Annotated in this window: 16 protein-coding genes and 1 riboswitch; of the genes, 1 reads left to right on the top strand and 15 read right to left on the bottom strand. The window is 34.0% G+C overall.

Translation table 11 applies throughout. The features are described 5' to 3' along the window. Positions 1-360: 360 nt before the first annotated feature. The 13 genes from B5D15_RS07105 to B5D15_RS07045 form a co-directional block, all read right to left on the bottom strand. Complete coding sequence (locus tag B5D15_RS07105; RefSeq protein WP_078696433.1) at positions 361-1,440, bottom strand: PRK06851 family protein; 1,080 nt, start codon at positions 1,438-1,440, stop codon at positions 361-363. Positions 1,441-1,514: 74 nt separating this feature from the next. Beyond that, the gene (locus B5D15_RS07100) at positions 1,515-2,228 is read right to left on the bottom strand and encodes a M48 family metallopeptidase (protein ID WP_078696432.1); all 714 of its coding nucleotides are present in this window, start codon (positions 2,226-2,228) and stop codon (positions 1,515-1,517) included. 57 nt (positions 2,229-2,285) lie between these two features. Then, positions 2,286-3,158 carry an L-serine ammonia-lyase, iron-sulfur-dependent, subunit alpha gene (sdaAA, locus tag B5D15_RS07095; protein ID WP_078696431.1) on the bottom strand — a complete coding sequence of 291 codons (873 nt, stop codon included), beginning with the start codon at positions 3,156-3,158 and terminating at the stop codon, positions 2,286-2,288. Between the two features lie 23 nt (positions 3,159-3,181). Further along, on the bottom strand, positions 3,182-3,850 hold the full coding sequence (gene sdaAB, locus B5D15_RS07090) for an L-serine ammonia-lyase, iron-sulfur-dependent subunit beta (RefSeq protein ID WP_078696430.1): 669 nt from the start codon (positions 3,848-3,850) through the stop codon (positions 3,182-3,184). 230 nt (positions 3,851-4,080) lie between these two features. After that, positions 4,081-5,487, bottom strand: coding sequence for a dihydrolipoyl dehydrogenase (lpdA, locus tag B5D15_RS07085; RefSeq protein WP_078696429.1), 1,407 nt, complete (start codon positions 5,485-5,487; stop codon positions 4,081-4,083). Positions 5,488-5,543: 56 nt separating this feature from the next. Further along, positions 5,544-7,016 carry an aminomethyl-transferring glycine dehydrogenase subunit GcvPB gene (gene gcvPB, locus B5D15_RS07080; RefSeq protein ID WP_078696428.1) on the bottom strand — a complete coding sequence of 491 codons (1,473 nt, stop codon included), beginning with the start codon at positions 7,014-7,016 and terminating at the stop codon, positions 5,544-5,546. Next, positions 7,013-8,356 carry an aminomethyl-transferring glycine dehydrogenase subunit GcvPA gene (gene gcvPA, locus B5D15_RS07075; protein ID WP_078696427.1) on the bottom strand — a complete coding sequence of 448 codons (1,344 nt, stop codon included), beginning with the start codon at positions 8,354-8,356 and terminating at the stop codon, positions 7,013-7,015. The genes gcvPB and gcvPA overlap by 4 nt, the downstream gene beginning before the upstream one ends. Before the next feature lies 1 nt (position 8,357). Beyond that, the gene (gene gcvH, locus B5D15_RS07070) at positions 8,358-8,741 is read right to left on the bottom strand and encodes a glycine cleavage system protein GcvH (protein WP_078696426.1); all 384 of its coding nucleotides are present in this window, start codon (positions 8,739-8,741) and stop codon (positions 8,358-8,360) included. A 16-nt stretch (positions 8,742-8,757) separates the two neighbouring features. Further along, a complete protein-coding gene (gcvT, locus tag B5D15_RS07065) occupies positions 8,758-9,864 on the bottom strand; it encodes a glycine cleavage system aminomethyltransferase GcvT (protein ID WP_078696425.1) in 1,107 nt (368 codons plus the stop codon). A 57-nt stretch (positions 9,865-9,921) separates the two neighbouring features. After that, positions 9,922-10,010: riboswitch (glycine riboswitch) on the bottom strand. 189 nt (positions 10,011-10,199) lie between these two features. Further along, positions 10,200-10,439 (bottom strand): putative Se/S carrier protein, encoded by a 240-nt coding sequence (locus B5D15_RS07060; protein ID WP_078696424.1) that lies wholly within the window; start codon positions 10,437-10,439, stop codon positions 10,200-10,202. A 9-nt stretch (positions 10,440-10,448) separates the two neighbouring features. Next, the gene (locus B5D15_RS07055) at positions 10,449-10,670 is read right to left on the bottom strand and encodes a sulfurtransferase TusA family protein (protein WP_078696423.1); all 222 of its coding nucleotides are present in this window, start codon (positions 10,668-10,670) and stop codon (positions 10,449-10,451) included. Then, entirely contained in the window at positions 10,642-11,742 is a 1,101-nt protein-coding gene (gene yedE, locus B5D15_RS07050; RefSeq protein ID WP_078696422.1) for a YedE family putative selenium transporter, read from the bottom strand. The genes B5D15_RS07055 and yedE overlap by 29 nt, the downstream gene beginning before the upstream one ends. Before the next feature lie 186 nt (positions 11,743-11,928). Then, the gene (locus tag B5D15_RS07045) at positions 11,929-13,641 is read right to left on the bottom strand and encodes an ABC transporter ATP-binding protein (protein ID WP_078696420.1); all 1,713 of its coding nucleotides are present in this window, start codon (positions 13,639-13,641) and stop codon (positions 11,929-11,931) included. Positions 13,642-13,839: 198 nt separating this feature from the next. Here B5D15_RS07045 and B5D15_RS07040 point away from each other — a divergent pair, with 198 nt between their 5' ends. Next, positions 13,840-14,367: a peptidylprolyl isomerase gene (locus B5D15_RS07040; protein WP_078696419.1), complete on the top strand. Its 528-nt coding sequence runs from the start codon at positions 13,840-13,842 to the stop codon at positions 14,365-14,367. Positions 14,368-14,391: 24 nt separating this feature from the next. Here the strand turns inward: B5D15_RS07040 and B5D15_RS07035 are convergent, their stop codons facing one another. Both B5D15_RS07035 and B5D15_RS07030 read right to left on the bottom strand, forming a co-directional pair. Then, on the bottom strand, positions 14,392-15,975 hold the full coding sequence (locus B5D15_RS07035) for a DEAD/DEAH box helicase (protein WP_078696418.1): 1,584 nt from the start codon (positions 15,973-15,975) through the stop codon (positions 14,392-14,394). Between the two features lie 202 nt (positions 15,976-16,177). Then, positions 16,178-17,479, bottom strand: coding sequence for a PDZ domain-containing protein (locus B5D15_RS07030; protein ID WP_078696417.1), 1,302 nt, complete (start codon positions 17,477-17,479; stop codon positions 16,178-16,180).

Below are 17,479 nucleotides of genomic sequence, written 5' to 3'. Positions count from 1 at the left end.
GGCATATCTGTTAGACCTCCCCGGGTAAGAGCAACCGCCTTCATCCCATATACTCGCCACATTTACTGTATGAGGTTCGGGTAGTGTTGGACTTTGTTTTGTACAGCAAACTCGTCCGCCTCAAATCAGCCTCGTATGTGGTTCTTGTTCATCGAGCCGAGACTTTGCCTCCGGCTTCCTTCAGATTCCACCTCACGATGGACACCCTTGCCATTGGCTAATGGTTCCCACTACCAAGCCCATAGCGGACTTTCACCGCCAAGCTGTTGCCCATGCCGGGCGCACTGTGAAAGACCCCTATGTATCAAAAAACATAGGGGTCTTTCAGCAATCTTAGATACTTAAAATACCTAATAAGTATTATTTTTTTAATGATTTTATTGTGTCGGTAATCCTTATTCTAAGAGCATTAACATCGTTAAAGTCAATGGCATCTATATAATATTTTTCGAGCTCATTGTGAATTTCATAAATCTTTCTATATATAAATTTAGCCTTTTCGATTTCCTTTGCATATTCCAATTCAATTGATTTTATAGGATCTTCATCCTCATGGACAACATCTGTATCTATACATTCAAACATATCCACTACATTATCATAGTTTTCCGGCTCTAATTCATGGGGAGCTGTTCCATCTAATAGAGCAAAGCTGAGTTCAGGAATAATAATCATGTCTATGCTGTCCGGGTCAAAACTGCAATGATAATATTCAACATCATATCCATTTTTCAAAGCAGCCTTTGCTATTTTTTTTGTCATTGTGGATTTTCCTGTTCCCGGCCTTCCTTTTACCACATATCTGTTTTCAATTTGTTTTGTTAAAATATCATAAAATGTTAACTGTCCCTGAGGAGTCATAGCACCTGCGAACCTGTGCCACTCCTTTGATTGCTTATTCTGGTTCTTTACAATAATGCTTTTTATTAGATTTTCAGTAATTTCGTCAGCCTTTCTAAAGTCCATGCCTTTTAAATATTCCTTTTCCCATTTATCATGTATAAGCTTTGCAGAGCTCATATATTCGAAAAATATTTTGTAGTGCTTTTCGATTTCATCAAAATAATATTTTATTTCATCTTTCTTTTCTCTAAGATAATCTATATCCCAATAGTCCCCAAAGTTTAGTATTCTCTCTACTGCACCTGGATATTTAGGGTCAATGACATGGGGTGCTGTTCCATCGACAACTGCAATATCAACATCATGAACAAATATTCCATCAATAGAATTCATGTCTGAAGAACAATATATAAAATCAACATCAAATCCAAATTCGAGAAGCTCCTCGCCCATCCTTTTCATAAAGGTGGATTTGCCGCATCCAGGTCCTCCCTTTATAATGTACACTCTTTTTGCATCATTAAGTACATAATCAAAATAGGATACAAACCCCTTAGAAGTGTTTGCACAAACAAAATAGCATTTTTTATTCCCCATACATATCCTCCATAAAATAAATCTATATTATAGTATGCAAAAGGTACGATTTGGGGAACAATTTTTTATATACTTTACAAATTCATCCTTACACCATACTTTTTTAGCCACTCTCTTCTTTCCTTATAATCGGGCATTATAGATTCAACTAACTTCCAGAAATCCTTAGAATGGTTTTTATGATAAATGTGGCACATCTCATGAACTACAATATAATCAAAGGCATCTTCTCTTGCCATTGAGCATCTCCAATTGAATAGAATCTCATCCATTCCTGTACAGCTTGCCCATCTTTTCTTTTGTTCCTTTACCCTTATTGCTGTCGGTTTTTTATTGAAATATTTCTGATAGTAATTTATTCTCTCCTTAGCCTTTTCAAGAGTTCTCTCTCTATACCACTTCTCCAATGCCTTTTTAAGAATATCTCCATCCCTTGAAGGAGCTTTTATATATATCTTCCCATTACAGAGTTCTACTTGCGGCTTTTTAACATTACTATCATCTATAATCTGCAGAGGATAATCTATGCCAAGATACATAAAGGATTCTCCATTGACAAATTCTCGTTTTATTTGTCTATACTCAATATTAGATAAAACAAATAATTTCTGAACAATCCAGTCTGACTTTGACTTTACAATTTCAATAACTTCTTCATTTTTCATACCTAAAGGAGCTGCAACTTTAACCTTATCAGGGGCTTCAACTGCAATCTGCAATGTCTTTCGCCTTCTATATTCTAAATCAAATTCAATATTTCTATTTCCATACTGAAAATTCAGCTTCATATAATCCCTCTATTCCTTTGCAGCATGCAGATATCCTTTACGGTTATCTGCTCTTTTTTACTCCATACCTATTTCCTTTGAAATTTTTATTGCCGTGGGTGTTGCTGCAAGCCCTCCAAGTGCAGTTTCTCTAAGTTCACTTGGAAGCATTTTTCCTACTTTATACATTGCAGTCACTACCTCATCAAAGGGTATTACGCTTTCTACACCCGATAGCGCCATATCTGCGCTGCTCATGGCATTTACAACTCCCATAGCATTCCTTTTTGAGCAAGGAACTTCAACAAGACCTGCAACAGGATCACAAACAAGACCTAATATGTTTTTTAGTGCAATTGCTGAGGCATTAAAAGCCATTTTAGGAGTTCCCCCAAACATTTCAACAATAGCAGCAGCCGCCATTGCAGAAGCAGAACCGCATTCAGCCTGACATCCTCCTTCTGCTCCAGATAGAGTTGCATTTTTTGCTATTATCTGCCCAATTCCTGATGCAGTTAAAAGAGCATCTATTAACAACTCTTCATCGGCATTAATAATTTCACCTGAAGTAATTATAGCTGCGGGAACTATTCCGCATGAGCCTGCGGTAGGGCATGCAACTATCTTTCCCATTGCTGCATTAACTTCAGAACTTGAAAGTGCCCTCGCAACTGCTTTGTTTACAACATCTCCGCATACTGTCCTGCCTTTTTTTCTATATTCCTCAACCTTTTTAGCATTGCCTCCAATAATTCCGCTCACAGATTTTATTGAATCATTAAGACCGCTCTTTGCTGATTCTCTCATTACATTTAAAACATCCTTTACTCTTTGGCGGACTTCATCTTTACTTTTTTCTGATGTTTTACATTCATTCATTAGTACAACATCGCATATTCTGCATCCATATTTTTCGGTTAAATCTATTATATCTAAAGCACTTTTATACATAAAATCCTCCATAAAAACTTAAATTATATTGCGTCTATAAACTTTACAGAAGAAACCCCTTCTATTTTTGAGATTTCATCGATTATGTTTTCAGGTACTTTATGATCGGTTTCAATTACAGCCGTCGCCATCTCACCCTTGCTTTCCCTGTCAACTTTCAAAGTAGCAATGTTTATATCTCCAAGTGCAATGGCAAGACTTATCTTGCTTATCATTCCTTTTTTATCCTTATATTTTATTATAAGCGTAGGATATTCCCCTGTAAAATATACATCTTCTCCATCAATATTTATAACTGCAATACTTCCTCCCCCTATTGATGAGCCTATAATAAAAGATTTAGACTCATCATCTTTTACAAATTCAATCTTAACTGTATTAGGATGAACCTCTCCTAAATCCTCTTCAATAAAATTCACTTCTATTTTATTTTCCTTTGCAATGTCAAAGGAATATTTTATTCTCTCATCATAAGTTTCCATTCCAAGTATTCCTGCAACCAAAGCTCTATCAGTACCATGACCTTTATATGTTTTTGCAAAGGAGCCATGAAGATAAAAATTAACTTTATTAAATTCCTCTCCTAAAATGCTCCTTGCAGCTCTTCCAAGGCGCTCTGCTCCTGCTGTATGCGAGCTTGATGGACCAATCATTATCGGTCCCATTACGTCAAATACTCCAATACCTTTCATATACATCCCCATTTCCTTAATTATTCATATAATTAATTATTATAATACAAATAAAACAAAAATCAAAAGTTTCTCCGGTGCCTGGCACCGGAGATGGATAAAAGAGGAAAAAAGTGCCACTCAATTGATAAGTGACAACTTTTTTCATTCATTCATTGAGGCTATTGATTAGCCATGATTTGTTAATGAAAATTAATTAAAAATAATTTTTAACCATCCATAGTGTGACCTTACCTTTTATAAATCATGTGAATGGCCTCTTCATTAATCCCCATAACAGCTTCATAAAAAGCTTCTGAAAGCGTTGGATGAGCATGTATTGCTTTTTTTATTTGATTTACGGTCATTTTATTTTCAATAGCAAGAATTCCTTCATGAATTATATCTGAAGCGTGGGGGCCTATTATATGAACACCTGCAATTTTATATTCATCATCTTCCTCTTCTTTAACTGCAATAACCTTTACAATTCCTTCAGCTTCTCCTAATGTTAAAGCCTTTCCATTTGCCCCAAACATAAACTTGCTCACTTTGTAATTTAAATTTTTGATTTTTGCCTCATCCTCTGTAATTCCTGCGCTTGCAACTTCAGGGAATGTAAATATACAGGAAGGTACTATATTTTTATGAAGAGAATAATTTTTAGTTAATATTCTCTCAACTACATTTATTCCCTGATGGGATGCTGCATGAGCAAGCATAGATATTCCATTTACATCTCCAATTGCATATATTCCCTTTACATTAGTTTCATAATTAACATCTACTTTTATTCCTTTGTTATCGTATTCAACTCCTAAAGCATCAAGATTAAGACCTTCAACATTTGGAATTCTTCCAGTTGATACAAGAACTTTATCAGCATCAATTGAAACTTCTCCTTTTTTGCCTTCTGCATATAAAATATATCCATCAGAACTTTTTTCGATTCTATTAACTTTTGTTGATGTATTTATCTCTATACCTTTTTTCTTAATTAAAATGCTGAGCCTTTTCGCTATTTCGCTGTCAACATTAGAAATAATGCTCGGCAGAAACTCAAATACAGTAACCTTACTTTGAAGGGCATTAAATATGCAGGCAAATTCCATTCCTATAACTCCGCCCCCAATAATTGCAAGTCTTTCTGGTACATCTTCAAAATTTAATAATTCTTCGCTTGTACAAAGTCCTTCTACATTTGACAGGAAATGCGGAATATTAGGTTTAGAACCGGTTGCAATTATAATGTTGCTGCATTCAATGTTTTCTTTTTTTCCATCATTAAAAACAACTTCAATATTATTTGTATCAGTAATTGATGCATTACCTTCAAAATAGTCTATGCCATTGCCCTTTATAAGCTGTTTTATCCCCTGTGATAGATTTTCAATTATGCTTTGTTTTCTTTCATGCATCTTTTTTATATCAATTGAATAGCTGTCTACTTTAACTCCAAACTCATCTATATTATTTAATAAATTTAAAACATCTGCATTCTTATATAAAGCCTTGGTTGGGATACAGCCTCTGTTTAAACATGTTCCTCCAACATTATCCTTTTCAATAAGGCACACCTTAGCACCAAGCTGAGCTGCTCTTATTGCTGCTGTATAACCCCCAGGTCCAGCTCCAATTATACCTATATCATAACTCATTTGTATACCTCCTTAAATAGTGCCACAAAGTTGACAAGTAACAAGAAACTATTTTATTAATTCTCATTAGCTGTCTTTTCGCTCCACTTTAAGATGGTATTTCTTGCGGCTTTAACTTCATCCAGCCTTCTTACAGGCGTGTTATGAGGAGCATCTTTTAAAACCTGCGGGGTTTTTTTAATCTCTTCATGTATTTTTGTCATAACATCTATAAATTCATTTAATGTTTCAAGGCTCTCAGTCTCTGTAGGTTCAATCATAATTGCACTGTCAACTATTAGCGGAAAATAAATCGTTGGAGGATGGTATCCATAGTCTAAGAGTCTCTTTGCAATATCGAGAGTTGTTATTTCGCTGTCTTTAATACCATGTCCAGCAAATACAAATTCATGCTTGCAGACTTTATCAATTGGCAGCTTATAATATCCCTTAAGTTTATCCTTTAAATAGTTTGCATTAAGTACGGCCATAGTACTTGCCCTTTTTAATCCTGCAGCTCCCATAGATAAAATATAGCTGTAGGCCTTTATCATTACGTTGAAATTTCCATAAAAGCCTTTTATACTGCCAATTGAAAGAGGTCTATCATAATCTAATGTAAATTTATCATCTCTTTTGGCAACAATAGGTACAGGCAAAAATGGTATAAGCTCTTTTTTAACTCCAACAGGGCCGCTTCCAGGACCTCCTCCTCCATGGGGAGCTGAAAATGTTTTATGAAGATTTAGATGTACAACATCAAATCCCATATCTCCCGGTCTTGTGATACCCATAATCGCATTCATATTAGCTCCATCGTAGTATAAAAGTCCTCCAGCCTCATGTACAAGTTTTGCTATTTCAAGTATATTTTTTTCAAACAATCCAAGGGTATTAGGATTAGTAAGCATAAGCGCTGCAACTTCATCGTTTAATGCTTCCTTTAGTTTATCTAAATCAACAAGCCCTTCCTCATTAGATTTTATTTCAACAATGTCAAAGCCTGCAACTGCTGCACTTGCTGGGTTTGTTCCATGGGCCGAATCAGGAACTATTATTTTTTTTCTTTTAAAATCCCCTCTGTTTTCATGATAGGCTTTAATTATCATAAGACCAGTCAGCTCTCCATGAGCACCAGCTGCAGGTGCTAAAGTTACCTCATCCATTCCTGTAATTTCACTTAACATTTTAGATAGATTATACATTATCTCAAGACAGCCCTGAACAGTTTCCTCCCCTTGTAATGGATGAACGTCAGTGAAGCCTTCAAGAGAAGCCATATCTTCGTTTATTTTAGGATTGTATTTCATAGTACAGGATCCTAAGGGGTAAAATCCGCTGTCAACTCCGTAATTTTTGTTTGATAAAAGTGTATAATGCCTTACAACATCCACCTGTGAAACTTCAGGAAGAGAAAGTTCACTGCATCTTTTATATTCATTTGGTATAATTTCATCAATCTTTATATCTAAAATATCATCTTCAGGAAGTGAATAGGCGCATCTTCCTTCTTTTGACAGTTCGAATATAAGCTTATTATATTCCTTCATGCTATCACCTCCATTAATTTTACTAAATTGTCAATCTCGTCCTTTGTCCTTTTTTCAGTAACGCATAAAAGGAGTGAGTTTTTAAGCTCTTTATATTCCTTTTCAAGAGCAAATCCTCCGAGTATATTGTTTCTTAACAACTCATCATTTATTTTGTTGATATCTGAATGGCTTTTTACTGCAAATTCCATAAAGAAAGGTTTGTCGAATAAAGGTTTATATTTTCCTGTTTCAATTAATTTTTTATATGCATAATGTGCTTTTTTAGCGCACTGCTCTGCAACTTCCTTTATTCCTTTTTTACCCATAACCGACATATAAACCGTAGCTGTAAGTGCATTCAGCGCCTGATTTGAGCATATATTTGATGTTGCCTTCTGCCTTCTTATATGCTGCTCCCTTGCTTGAAGAGTCAATACGAATCCTCTCTTACCATCAACATCGCTTGTTTGCCCCACTACTCTTCCCGGCATTTTTCTCATGAGCTTATTTGTACAAGATAAAAATCCTAAATAGGGCCCTCCAAAATTCATTCTGTTTCCAAGAGACTGACCCTCTCCAACTGCTATATCTGATCCTAATTCTCCCGGTGTTTTCAATATTCCAAGGGATATAGGATTAACACTCATAATAAGCATTGAACCATTTGAATGAATTATTTTTTCTGCTGAAGCTACATCCTCAATAATTCCAAAAAAGTTTGGATATTGAAGAATTACTGCTGCTGTATCTTTATCTATTTCTTTTTTAAGTTTTTCAATATCCGTTTCTCCATCATTCATATCTATTTCCTGATAAAATGCACCATGATATTTCATATATGTCTGTACTACTTTTCTTGTATTGGGGCTGACTGTTTTGGATATTAATATCTTTTTCCTTCTTGTACCTTCAAGTGCCATAAAAGCTGCTTCTGCGCAGGCTGTTTGCCCGTCATACATCGAAGCATTTGCAACATCCATATCAGTAAGATTACATATCATAGTCTGATATTCAAATATTGCCTGAAGAGTTCCCTGACTTATTTCTGGCTGATAGGGGGTGTATGCAGTATAAAACTCTGGTCGTGATACTATATGTTTTACAGCAGAAGGAATATAGTGGTCATATGCCCCAGCTCCAAGGAAACAGATAAGTTCATTTATGTTTTTATTTTTGCAGCTAAGCTGCTTTAAATGATTAGACAGCTCTATTTCTGATAGAGGTCCCTCTATATTTAAATCTTCTTTATATCTTACATCATCAGGAATATCTTTAAATAAATCTTTAATTGAATTTGCTCCTATACAATCGAGCATATATTTTTCATCATCAGCTGTATGCGGTATATAAGGAAACATATTATGCCTCCTTGCTGCAGTGTTTTTCATATTCTTCAGAACTCATTAATTCGCTTAATTGTGATTCATCTTTTATTTCTATATATATCATCCAGTTTTCATAGCAATCTTGATTTATTAAAGAAGGATCATCTACAACTTCTTCATTTGCCTCTATTATTTTACCGTCAACTGGAATATACGCATCTGATGCTGCCTTTACAGATTCTATTACTCCAAAGGCATCACCCTTTGAAAGTTCTGTTTCAGCTTCAGGAAGCTCAACATAAACAATATTTCCAAGGGATTTTTGTGCAAAATCAGTAATTCCGATATATGCCTTACCATCTTCAACCTTTACCCATTCATGATCCTTTGAATATAAAAGTTCCTTTAATACTCTCATTTTTCATACCTCCAATTTATTTTTTATATTTTTTTTCATAGAATTTTTTACTTATAACTTTAGCTCTCGAAGTTTTATTTCTTATAGCTACATTAAATTCGCATCCAATATTAGAATAATCTATATCTACCATCGCAAGTCCTATGCATTTTTTCAAAGTAGGAGATAAATATCCAGTAGTTACAAACCCTATTTTTCTATCATCTATTAAAACATCATATCCGTGCCTTGGTATGCCTTTATCAATCATTTCAAATCCTACTAATTTTCTTTTTAGTCCTTCGCTCTTTTGCTTTACAAGTGCTTCTTTCCCTATAAAATCCTTTTTATCCAACTTAACAAAATATCCAAGACCTGCTTCAAGAGGAGTAATATCTCTTGATATTTCGTTGCCATACAATGGAAGGCATGCTTCAAATCTTAAAGTATCTCTGCAGCCAAGACCTGCGGCCTTCAATCCAAAAGCTTTCCCTTCATCTAAAATACAATTATAGATTTTTTCTATATTTTCATTTGAAGTGTATATTTCAAATCCATCCTCTCCTGTATATCCAGTTCTTGAAACAATACACTTAACTTTGCATATTTCAATATCTTCAGCAAAATAGAAGAATTTTATTTCATCCAAATTATAATTTGTAAGCCTTTGAAGTATTTCCTGAGCTTTTGGGCCCTGAAGAGCCACCTCAGAAATTTCACTTGATATATTATTTATGCAAACATCAAAATCTCCTTTATTTAAAAGCATCCAGTCATAATCCTTCTCAATATTAGCTGCATTTATAACCAGCAAAAACTTTTCTTTATTAAATCTATAAACTAAAAGATCGTCTACAATTCCTCCGTCAGAATAGCACATAAGGGAATATAGTACCTGATTATCTTCAAGTTTTTCGGCATCATTTGTAATTAATCTTTGAACATAATTAAGGGCATCAGGACCTGTAACCTCTACCTCTCCCATATGAGAAACATCAAACAGCCCTGCATTATTTCTTACAGCATCATGTTCAATTGTTAATCCTTCATACTCAACCGGCATCATCCACCCAGCAAATTCAATCATTTTTGCATTCTGTTTAATATGAGCATCATAAAGTATTGTTTTTTTTACATTTTCCATATAATCCCCCCTTAAAATATAAAAAGAGGTTATGAAGGCATAATTATATTATGCGCCTTCATAACCTCTGTATTTTTACCTGAAAGTTTTGGCAAAAAGCCTTTCTCCTTCGGTTCCGACTTAGCGGCCTTTCCAGAGTTTCATCAGTTAACGGTACTTTTGCCTGAAAGTTTCTAAAAAATCGGCATTTTTTATTGCTTCTTCGGCTATCAAAACGATATCTCCCGCTAACCTCATCTGATTTATTCAATTACTTATAATTATCATAATATTCAAAAACTATGTTGTCAATCTTTATTTATAGTTTAAATAGATTATTTTGGTTTAATTTGCCTTTATATTTCAGCTCTGTATATAAGTTTCCCTTCGCTTGAACTCATCTCATATATCTTATCAATATCATCGCTTATATACTTTAAAACATCATCATCCATAGTAAATTTTACGCTTATGCCGCAGCTTGAGCTGAATTTTCTTGGGACAGGCATTATCTGCGCAGAAATATTTTTGCTTACCAAATATCTTTGATATTTGATTGCACCTGACTGTGTAAAAAAAGTTGCAATATACTCCATTTTAACTACCTACTTGCTTAAAATTAAAATATATTCTCCATCTTTTTCTTCAACTTCAACTTTATAGCCTGCATTTTTACCAAATCTTTTAACATTTTCCCTCGCAGTTATATTGTCTACCATAACTTTTACACCTGAAGGATTACTTTCAACTCCCTTTTTAGTAAGTAATACTGGTTCAGGACATGATCTTCCTCTTGCATCAATTTCCAGAAGCTTCAATTTTAGCATCTCCCTTCACTTTAATATTAACTGACTTGTCAATATTTAAATATGCAATTGCAAATACAACTATAAATCCAAGAATAACAGCAATTTTACCGTAGGGTGTAGGTCCCTTAGCTGAAGCAGCAAGCTTGAAATTGTGGGCAAAAGCTGCACCAACTATCATTCCCATTACTGTAACTACTGAGTCTATATTCCCTTCGCCTGAAAGAATAAGCTGTCTTAGAGGACATCCTCCAAGAAGAACTGAAGCAAATCCAGCAAGCGCCATTCCAAGGAAGTTCCAAAGTCCATCTGTATGTGCTACAGATTGACCTGCAAATCCTAATTTAAAATAACCTAATGCTAAATTTCCAATAAGTGCTGTTGCAAAAATAGCTATAAATCCAGAGATAAGATAAGAATCTTTGAACATTATAAGATCTCTTATTCCTCCAACCATACAAAGTCTTGTCCTTTGTGCAAATCCTCCAACTATAAGACCTGCTATTAAAGCTATTATAATTGGTGCATGCTGTGAACCAGGACCAGTCTTGCTGAAGAATAAAATTCCTGTTGCAGTTCCTGCAATAAGGAGTATTAATAGTATTACATTAATTGCAGGCAAAAGATATCCTTCATATTTGTTCATTGTATATGTTCTCTTTAAAGTAAATCCTTTGTTTAAAAAGACAATTCCAAGGCCTATACCAGCAGCAAATCCAATCAATCCAAAGAAAGCATTTAAATCTCCTCCTGCAAGCCTTAAAACCATTCTAAGAGGACATCCTAAAAACATTAATGCACCGATTATAACAATAAATCCGAGAACAAATCTTGTAAAAGGCGATGAACCTCCCCTTGCGCTGTACTCTTTCTTGCCAAGGGCCATTAAAAATGCTCCAAGAACGATTCCAATGATTTCTGGTCTTACATATTGAACTACCTCAGCCCTATGTAGCCCCACTCCTCCAGCAATATCCCTGATAAAGCATACGATACAAAGTCCCATGTTAACAGGGTTGCCAAAGTAAACAAGCATAACAGCAATAAGACCTACTACGATTCCATTAAGTATAATCCACTTTTTGTCTCCCATATTTTTTACCTCCTTAAATTAATAAATTATTCACAATTAAATTATATAGTTTTTCAATGATAATTTATAATTCATAATTTATATAATTGTTTAAATATTCATTTGATTTTTCTATCATATTATAAGTTTTATTAATCATAATAATTAGGCTGAGAATATTCTCAGCCTAATTATTACTACTAAAATTTATTCAAATTGAGTTTTATATAATTCATAATAGATGCCTTTTTTGTTCATAAGCTCCCTGTGAGTTCCCTCTTCCTCGATTCCATTCTCTGTTAATACTATTATTCTCTTTGCATTTTTAATAGTTGCAAGCCTATGAGCGATAATAAAAGTAGTACGTCCTTTGGAAAGTTCTTCTATTGATTTTTGAATTATAAGTTCGCTTTGATTATCCAGGGAAGATGTTGCTTCATCGAGAATTAAAATTGGAGGATTTTTTAAAAACATTCTTGCAATAGAAATTCTCTGCTTTTGGCCTCCAGAGAGTTTAACACCTCTTTCCCCGATATATGTATCGTACCCATCCTCAAGCTCCATTATAAATTCATGTGCATTAGCTGCCTTAGCAGCCCTTATTACTTCTTCCTCAGTAGCATCAAGCCTTCCATATAAAATATTGTCCCGAATAGTTCCAGCAAATAAAAATACATCCTGCTGAACTACACCTATATTCTGCCTCAGGGATTTTATCCTAATATCCTTAATATCAATGCCATCAACATAAATATTTCCGCTGTCAACATCATAAAACCTCGGTATAAGGCTGCAAAGAGTAGTTTTTCCTGCACCAGAGGGGCCGACAACAGCAATACACTCCCCTTCCATCACAGTTAAATTAATATTTTTAAGTACAGTCGTTTTATCGTTATAGCTAAAGCTTACATTTTTAAACTCAACTTTTCCTGAAACATTTTCAATTTCAACTGCGTTTTCTTTATCGAATATATCCGGCTTAATGTTCATAATCTCATAAAATCTCTTAAAGCCTGCCATGCCTCTTTGATACTGTTCTACAAACTGTGCTATTCTTTTAACCGGCTGTAAAAATTGGCCTATATATATAAGATACGCAACAAGATCACCAACGCTTATTTCTCCCTTTGCAACAAAATACCCTCCTGCAATAAGAGCCAAAAGCGTTGAAATGTTTGAAAAAAAGTTGATTCCCCCATGAAGAATGCCTATATATTTAACTGATTTGGTTCTTAGGCACTTAAATTCATTATTGTTTTCATCGAATTTATCTATTTCATATTCTTCGTTGGTAAAGGATTTCACAACTCTAATTCCGGATAAAGAATCTTCTAATCTGCTGTTAACATCTGCAAGGCTTTCCCTTATTCTTCTAAAATTTTTTCTCATTTTGGAATTATAAACTACAGTAAAATAAACCATAAAAGGTATTATTGTAAATACAATAATGGTCAGCTTAATATTTATATTTAAGAGTAAAAAGAATGAACCCACAATCATAAGAGTTGATATAAAAATATCCTCAGGGCCGTGATGGGCAAGCTCTGATATTTCATTCAAATCATTGACTATCCTCGACATTATCTGCCCAGTTTTTGTATTATCAAAATAGCTTATAGGAAGAGACTGAATATGAGTGAACATTTCTTTTCTCATATCATATTCCATTCTTACTCCTAAAACATGTCCATAATATCCCACTATGTATTCAAATAACATTCTTAAAATATATAATATAAGCAGCAAAATTCCTATTTGAAAAATAAGAGAAATATTTTTTGATGGTATAATATTGTTTATAAGTTTTCTTGTTATCATCGGATAAATAAGGTCTGTCGCTGAAATCAAAACCGCACATACCATATCAAGAATAAACAGCCATATATGCGGCTTATAATAGCTTATAAATCTTTTTAGCATATATTCACCTCCACTATCATTCTAAATTATTATTTAAAGCTGGGCAATATTCTTTGGACAGTTAGTGATAATTTTAAAATTAGAGGCCAGTTTTTATCACTTTCAATTAGCAAAGCAAATTGAAAATCATACTATTTGTATGTATATTGAAATTTTTGGTATAATAATCAATGTATCAACTATGAAAGGAGTATTAAGATGTCAAACAATCCAATTGTAACAATCCAAATGGAAAATGGAAATAAAATTAAAATTGAGCTCTACCCAGATGTTGCTCCAAATACCGTTAAAAATTTTATCTCTCTGATAAATAAGGGTTTTTATGATGGTCTCATATTTCACAGAGTTATTCCCGGATTTATGATACAAGGCGGAGACCCTGATGGAAATGGAACTGGAGGACCTGGATATACTATTAAAGGTGAATTTTCACGAAACGGTTTTGAGAACAACCTTAAACACGATAGAGGAGTAATCTCTATGGCAAGAACTATGATGCCAAACTCAGCTGGCTCTCAATTCTTTATAATGGTTAGTCCAGCTCCTCATCTCGATGGCCAATATGCAGCTTTTGGTAAAGTGATAGAAGGAATGGATGAAGTAGATAGAATAGTAAACGTTGAAAGAAACCATATGGATAAACCCTACGAAGATCAAAGAATGAAAAAGGTTACTGTTGAAACCTTTGGGGTAGAATACGGTGAAGTTGAAAAATACAGACCATAAAAAAAGAAGGAGAAATCCTTCTTTTTATCTTGCATTAGCAGGTTCAATATTAACCTTATTCCCTTTAATCTCATTATCCTTCATTACTTTTATTACTTCACTTGCATATTCCTTTGGTACCTCTACAAAGGTATACTTATCATATATATCTATTGTTCCTATAAGCTTTCCAGGAAGCCCAGTTTCCCCAGCAATAGCACCAACTATGTTTTTTGGAGTTATATGATTTCTTCTTCCAATGTTTATAAAAAGCCTTGCCATACCTGGTGCACCGCCTGTATTTTCAAAATCAAATTCATCATCAGCATTTTCTACCCTATCGTCCTTTTTCGAGAGCATCTTTATAAGCGCTGCACAGACATCTAAAGAACTATATTCTTCATCAAGAAGCTTTTCAACTATTGAAGAATATTTCTCTAATCCTCCTTCCTCAACAACAGCTTTAATTCTTTCAATCAAAGCATTATTTTTAATTTCCTCAACATCACCTATAGTTGGTATATCCTTTCTTATGATTTTAGTTTTTGTATACCTTTGAATATCCTTTAATTTATAAAAATCTCTTCCTGCAACAAAAGTAAATGCTCTCCCTGATTTGCCTGCCCTTGCTGTTCTCCCTATTCTATGAACGTAGTATTCTTCATCCTGAGGCATATCGTAGTTAAAAACCGTATCTATATTTTCAACATCTATCCCCCTCGCAGCTACATCAGTTGCCACAAGTATCTCAGTTATACCCTTTCTAAATTTTGCCATAACCTTATCCCTTTGTGACTGCTTCATATCTCCATGAAGTCCATCAGCTGCGTACCCTCGCGATTGAAGTTCATCAACCAATTCATCTACCTTTTTTTTCGTGTTGCAGAATACGAGAGATTGATAGGGATTGTATACATCGATTACTCTCGATAGTACGTCGAGTTTATTTTTCTCTTTTACTTCAAAATAATACTGCTCAATCTTTGGGGCTGTGAGTTCCTTATGAACAACTTTAACAGTCTGTGGATTTTTTTGATATTTCTCCGTAAGCTCGAGTATTGGTTTTGGCATTGTAGCCGAAAACAATAGGGTTTGTCTTTCAACAGGTGCTTTTTTTAAAATAAATTCTATATCCTCTCTAAAGCCCATATCAAGCATTTCATCGGCTTCATCAAGAACAAAGACTTTAATTTTGCTTAAATCTATTGTATTCCTGTTAATATGGTCCATAACCCTTCCTGGTGTTCCAACTATTATATGTACTCCTTTTTTAAGAGATTTGATTTGCCTGTCGATTGACTGTCCTCCATAAACTGGAAGAATTTCAATGCCTTTTTTATATTTTCCTAATTTCTTCATTTCTTCAGCAACCTGAATTGCAAGCTCTCTTGTAGGGCATAAAATAACTGCCTGAAGCACTTTTTCACTGTTTATTAATTCAAGCACAGGCATACCAAAGGCAGCAGTTTTTCCTGTACCAGTCTGAGCCTGACCTATAACATCCTTTCCTTCTAAAACTACTGGTATCGCCTGTCTTTGAATCGGAGATGGTTCTTCAAACCCCATATCCTCAACAGCTCTTAGCAATTCCTTTGATAACCCTAAATCTTCAAATTTTAATTTATCCATAATCGTTACTCTCCTTTTTTATTATTTCAATTATATTATTTGTAAATCTTTCTTTTTCTTGCATTTTTATAATATTAAAAACTTATTAAATCTTTTGTAATTCTATTAATTATATTTGCCTTCTTAATATCAACACCCCTATAGCTCACAAGCCCCCTATGTTTAAAAACACAGGGGGCTTTTAATACTTAAGGTTAAAAAATTATTTAAACTTCCTTTTAATTCTATCAAAAACCGATATGTTCTTTTCTTCCACATAGGGAACACCCAAAATGTTATCAGGAATTGTAATTACTCCAAGATCTTTTATTGTGTTTTTATAGTCCCTAAATTCTAATACTTTCTTTTCACCTTCTATATCCTTAATTTCAACCCATAAAAAACTTGGGTATTCATTAAATATTTCATCGACATCTGTAATCTCTCTTACTTCCTTATTATTTATACTCATTATTACATCTCCAGGCTTTAATCCCATGCTCTCTGCAGGAGAATTCGGCATTGTATCAAGTACTATAATACCATCATCTCTTTTTTTATAAAGAGGTATTCCATGCTTCTCTTTATACCTTTCATAAAGTATTAGCCCTTCATGAGCAAGAGGTGCAAATAATGCTGCTACATAATTAAAAACATAAAATTTAGTTGCTAAAAAGGATAGCACTAAAAGGGTTATGCTAAAAATAGATAATCCAATAGCTGACCTTTTAACCTTTTTTTGTGTTATAGTAGTAACTGCAAAATCAGAATAACCAAGCATTGCAATTAGAGGAGTTGCCATAAAAACTGCATCCTTTGCAAAATCACCAAGCTGTGGGGATTTTATAAGAGGCCACCATTCTGGAGTTGTAACAACCCCTGACATATCATAATTCTTACTTACAAAGAAATATAAAATTATAGGTATAATCCAAAACCTTTGCATTATAAATGCACCTACAATTTCCTCTCCCTGCTTCATAAAAACAGGAACAGCTCCTCTTCCTCCATCAAGCCACATTAGTACTGACTCCATAAAATGCATTACTGCAATTATAGCCATAAGTGCTGGAACATCAAATTCCAATGCATTGTATAAATTATATAAAAAGCTGCTATATACCCTCGAGCTCGATAAAAATGCTGAAAGAATTAAAACAAATAGGCTCAATATCCCTCCTGAATAGGAAAGGCAGACATATCTTGGACTTATAAGCATTAAAAGAAGGGATAGAAGTATTAAATAGCTAAGACCATTTGCTTTATAAAATGTTACTCCAAAGGTCGTTGTTATAATAGTTCCGATTAGGCCTGATATAATTCCAAAAAGAACCGAAGTAGTAACAAGTTCCTTTGTACTTTGTTTTGTCAATCCTCCATATATATTTTGCTGAAGGGCTACAAACTTTCTATATTGTCCTATTATTATGAAAAGAAATATCCACGCTATAGGATCTAAAAGAAATCCCACAACCCCGTTTGCATAGCTTTTAAAAGCAAAGCCTATAAGATTTATAATATCCAT

The organism is Caloramator quimbayensis (assembly GCF_900167605.1).
Taxonomy (GTDB): domain Bacteria; phylum Bacillota; class Clostridia; order Clostridiales; family Caloramatoraceae; genus Caloramator_B; species Caloramator_B quimbayensis.
This window is presented reverse-complemented; position numbering and strand designations above follow the sequence as displayed.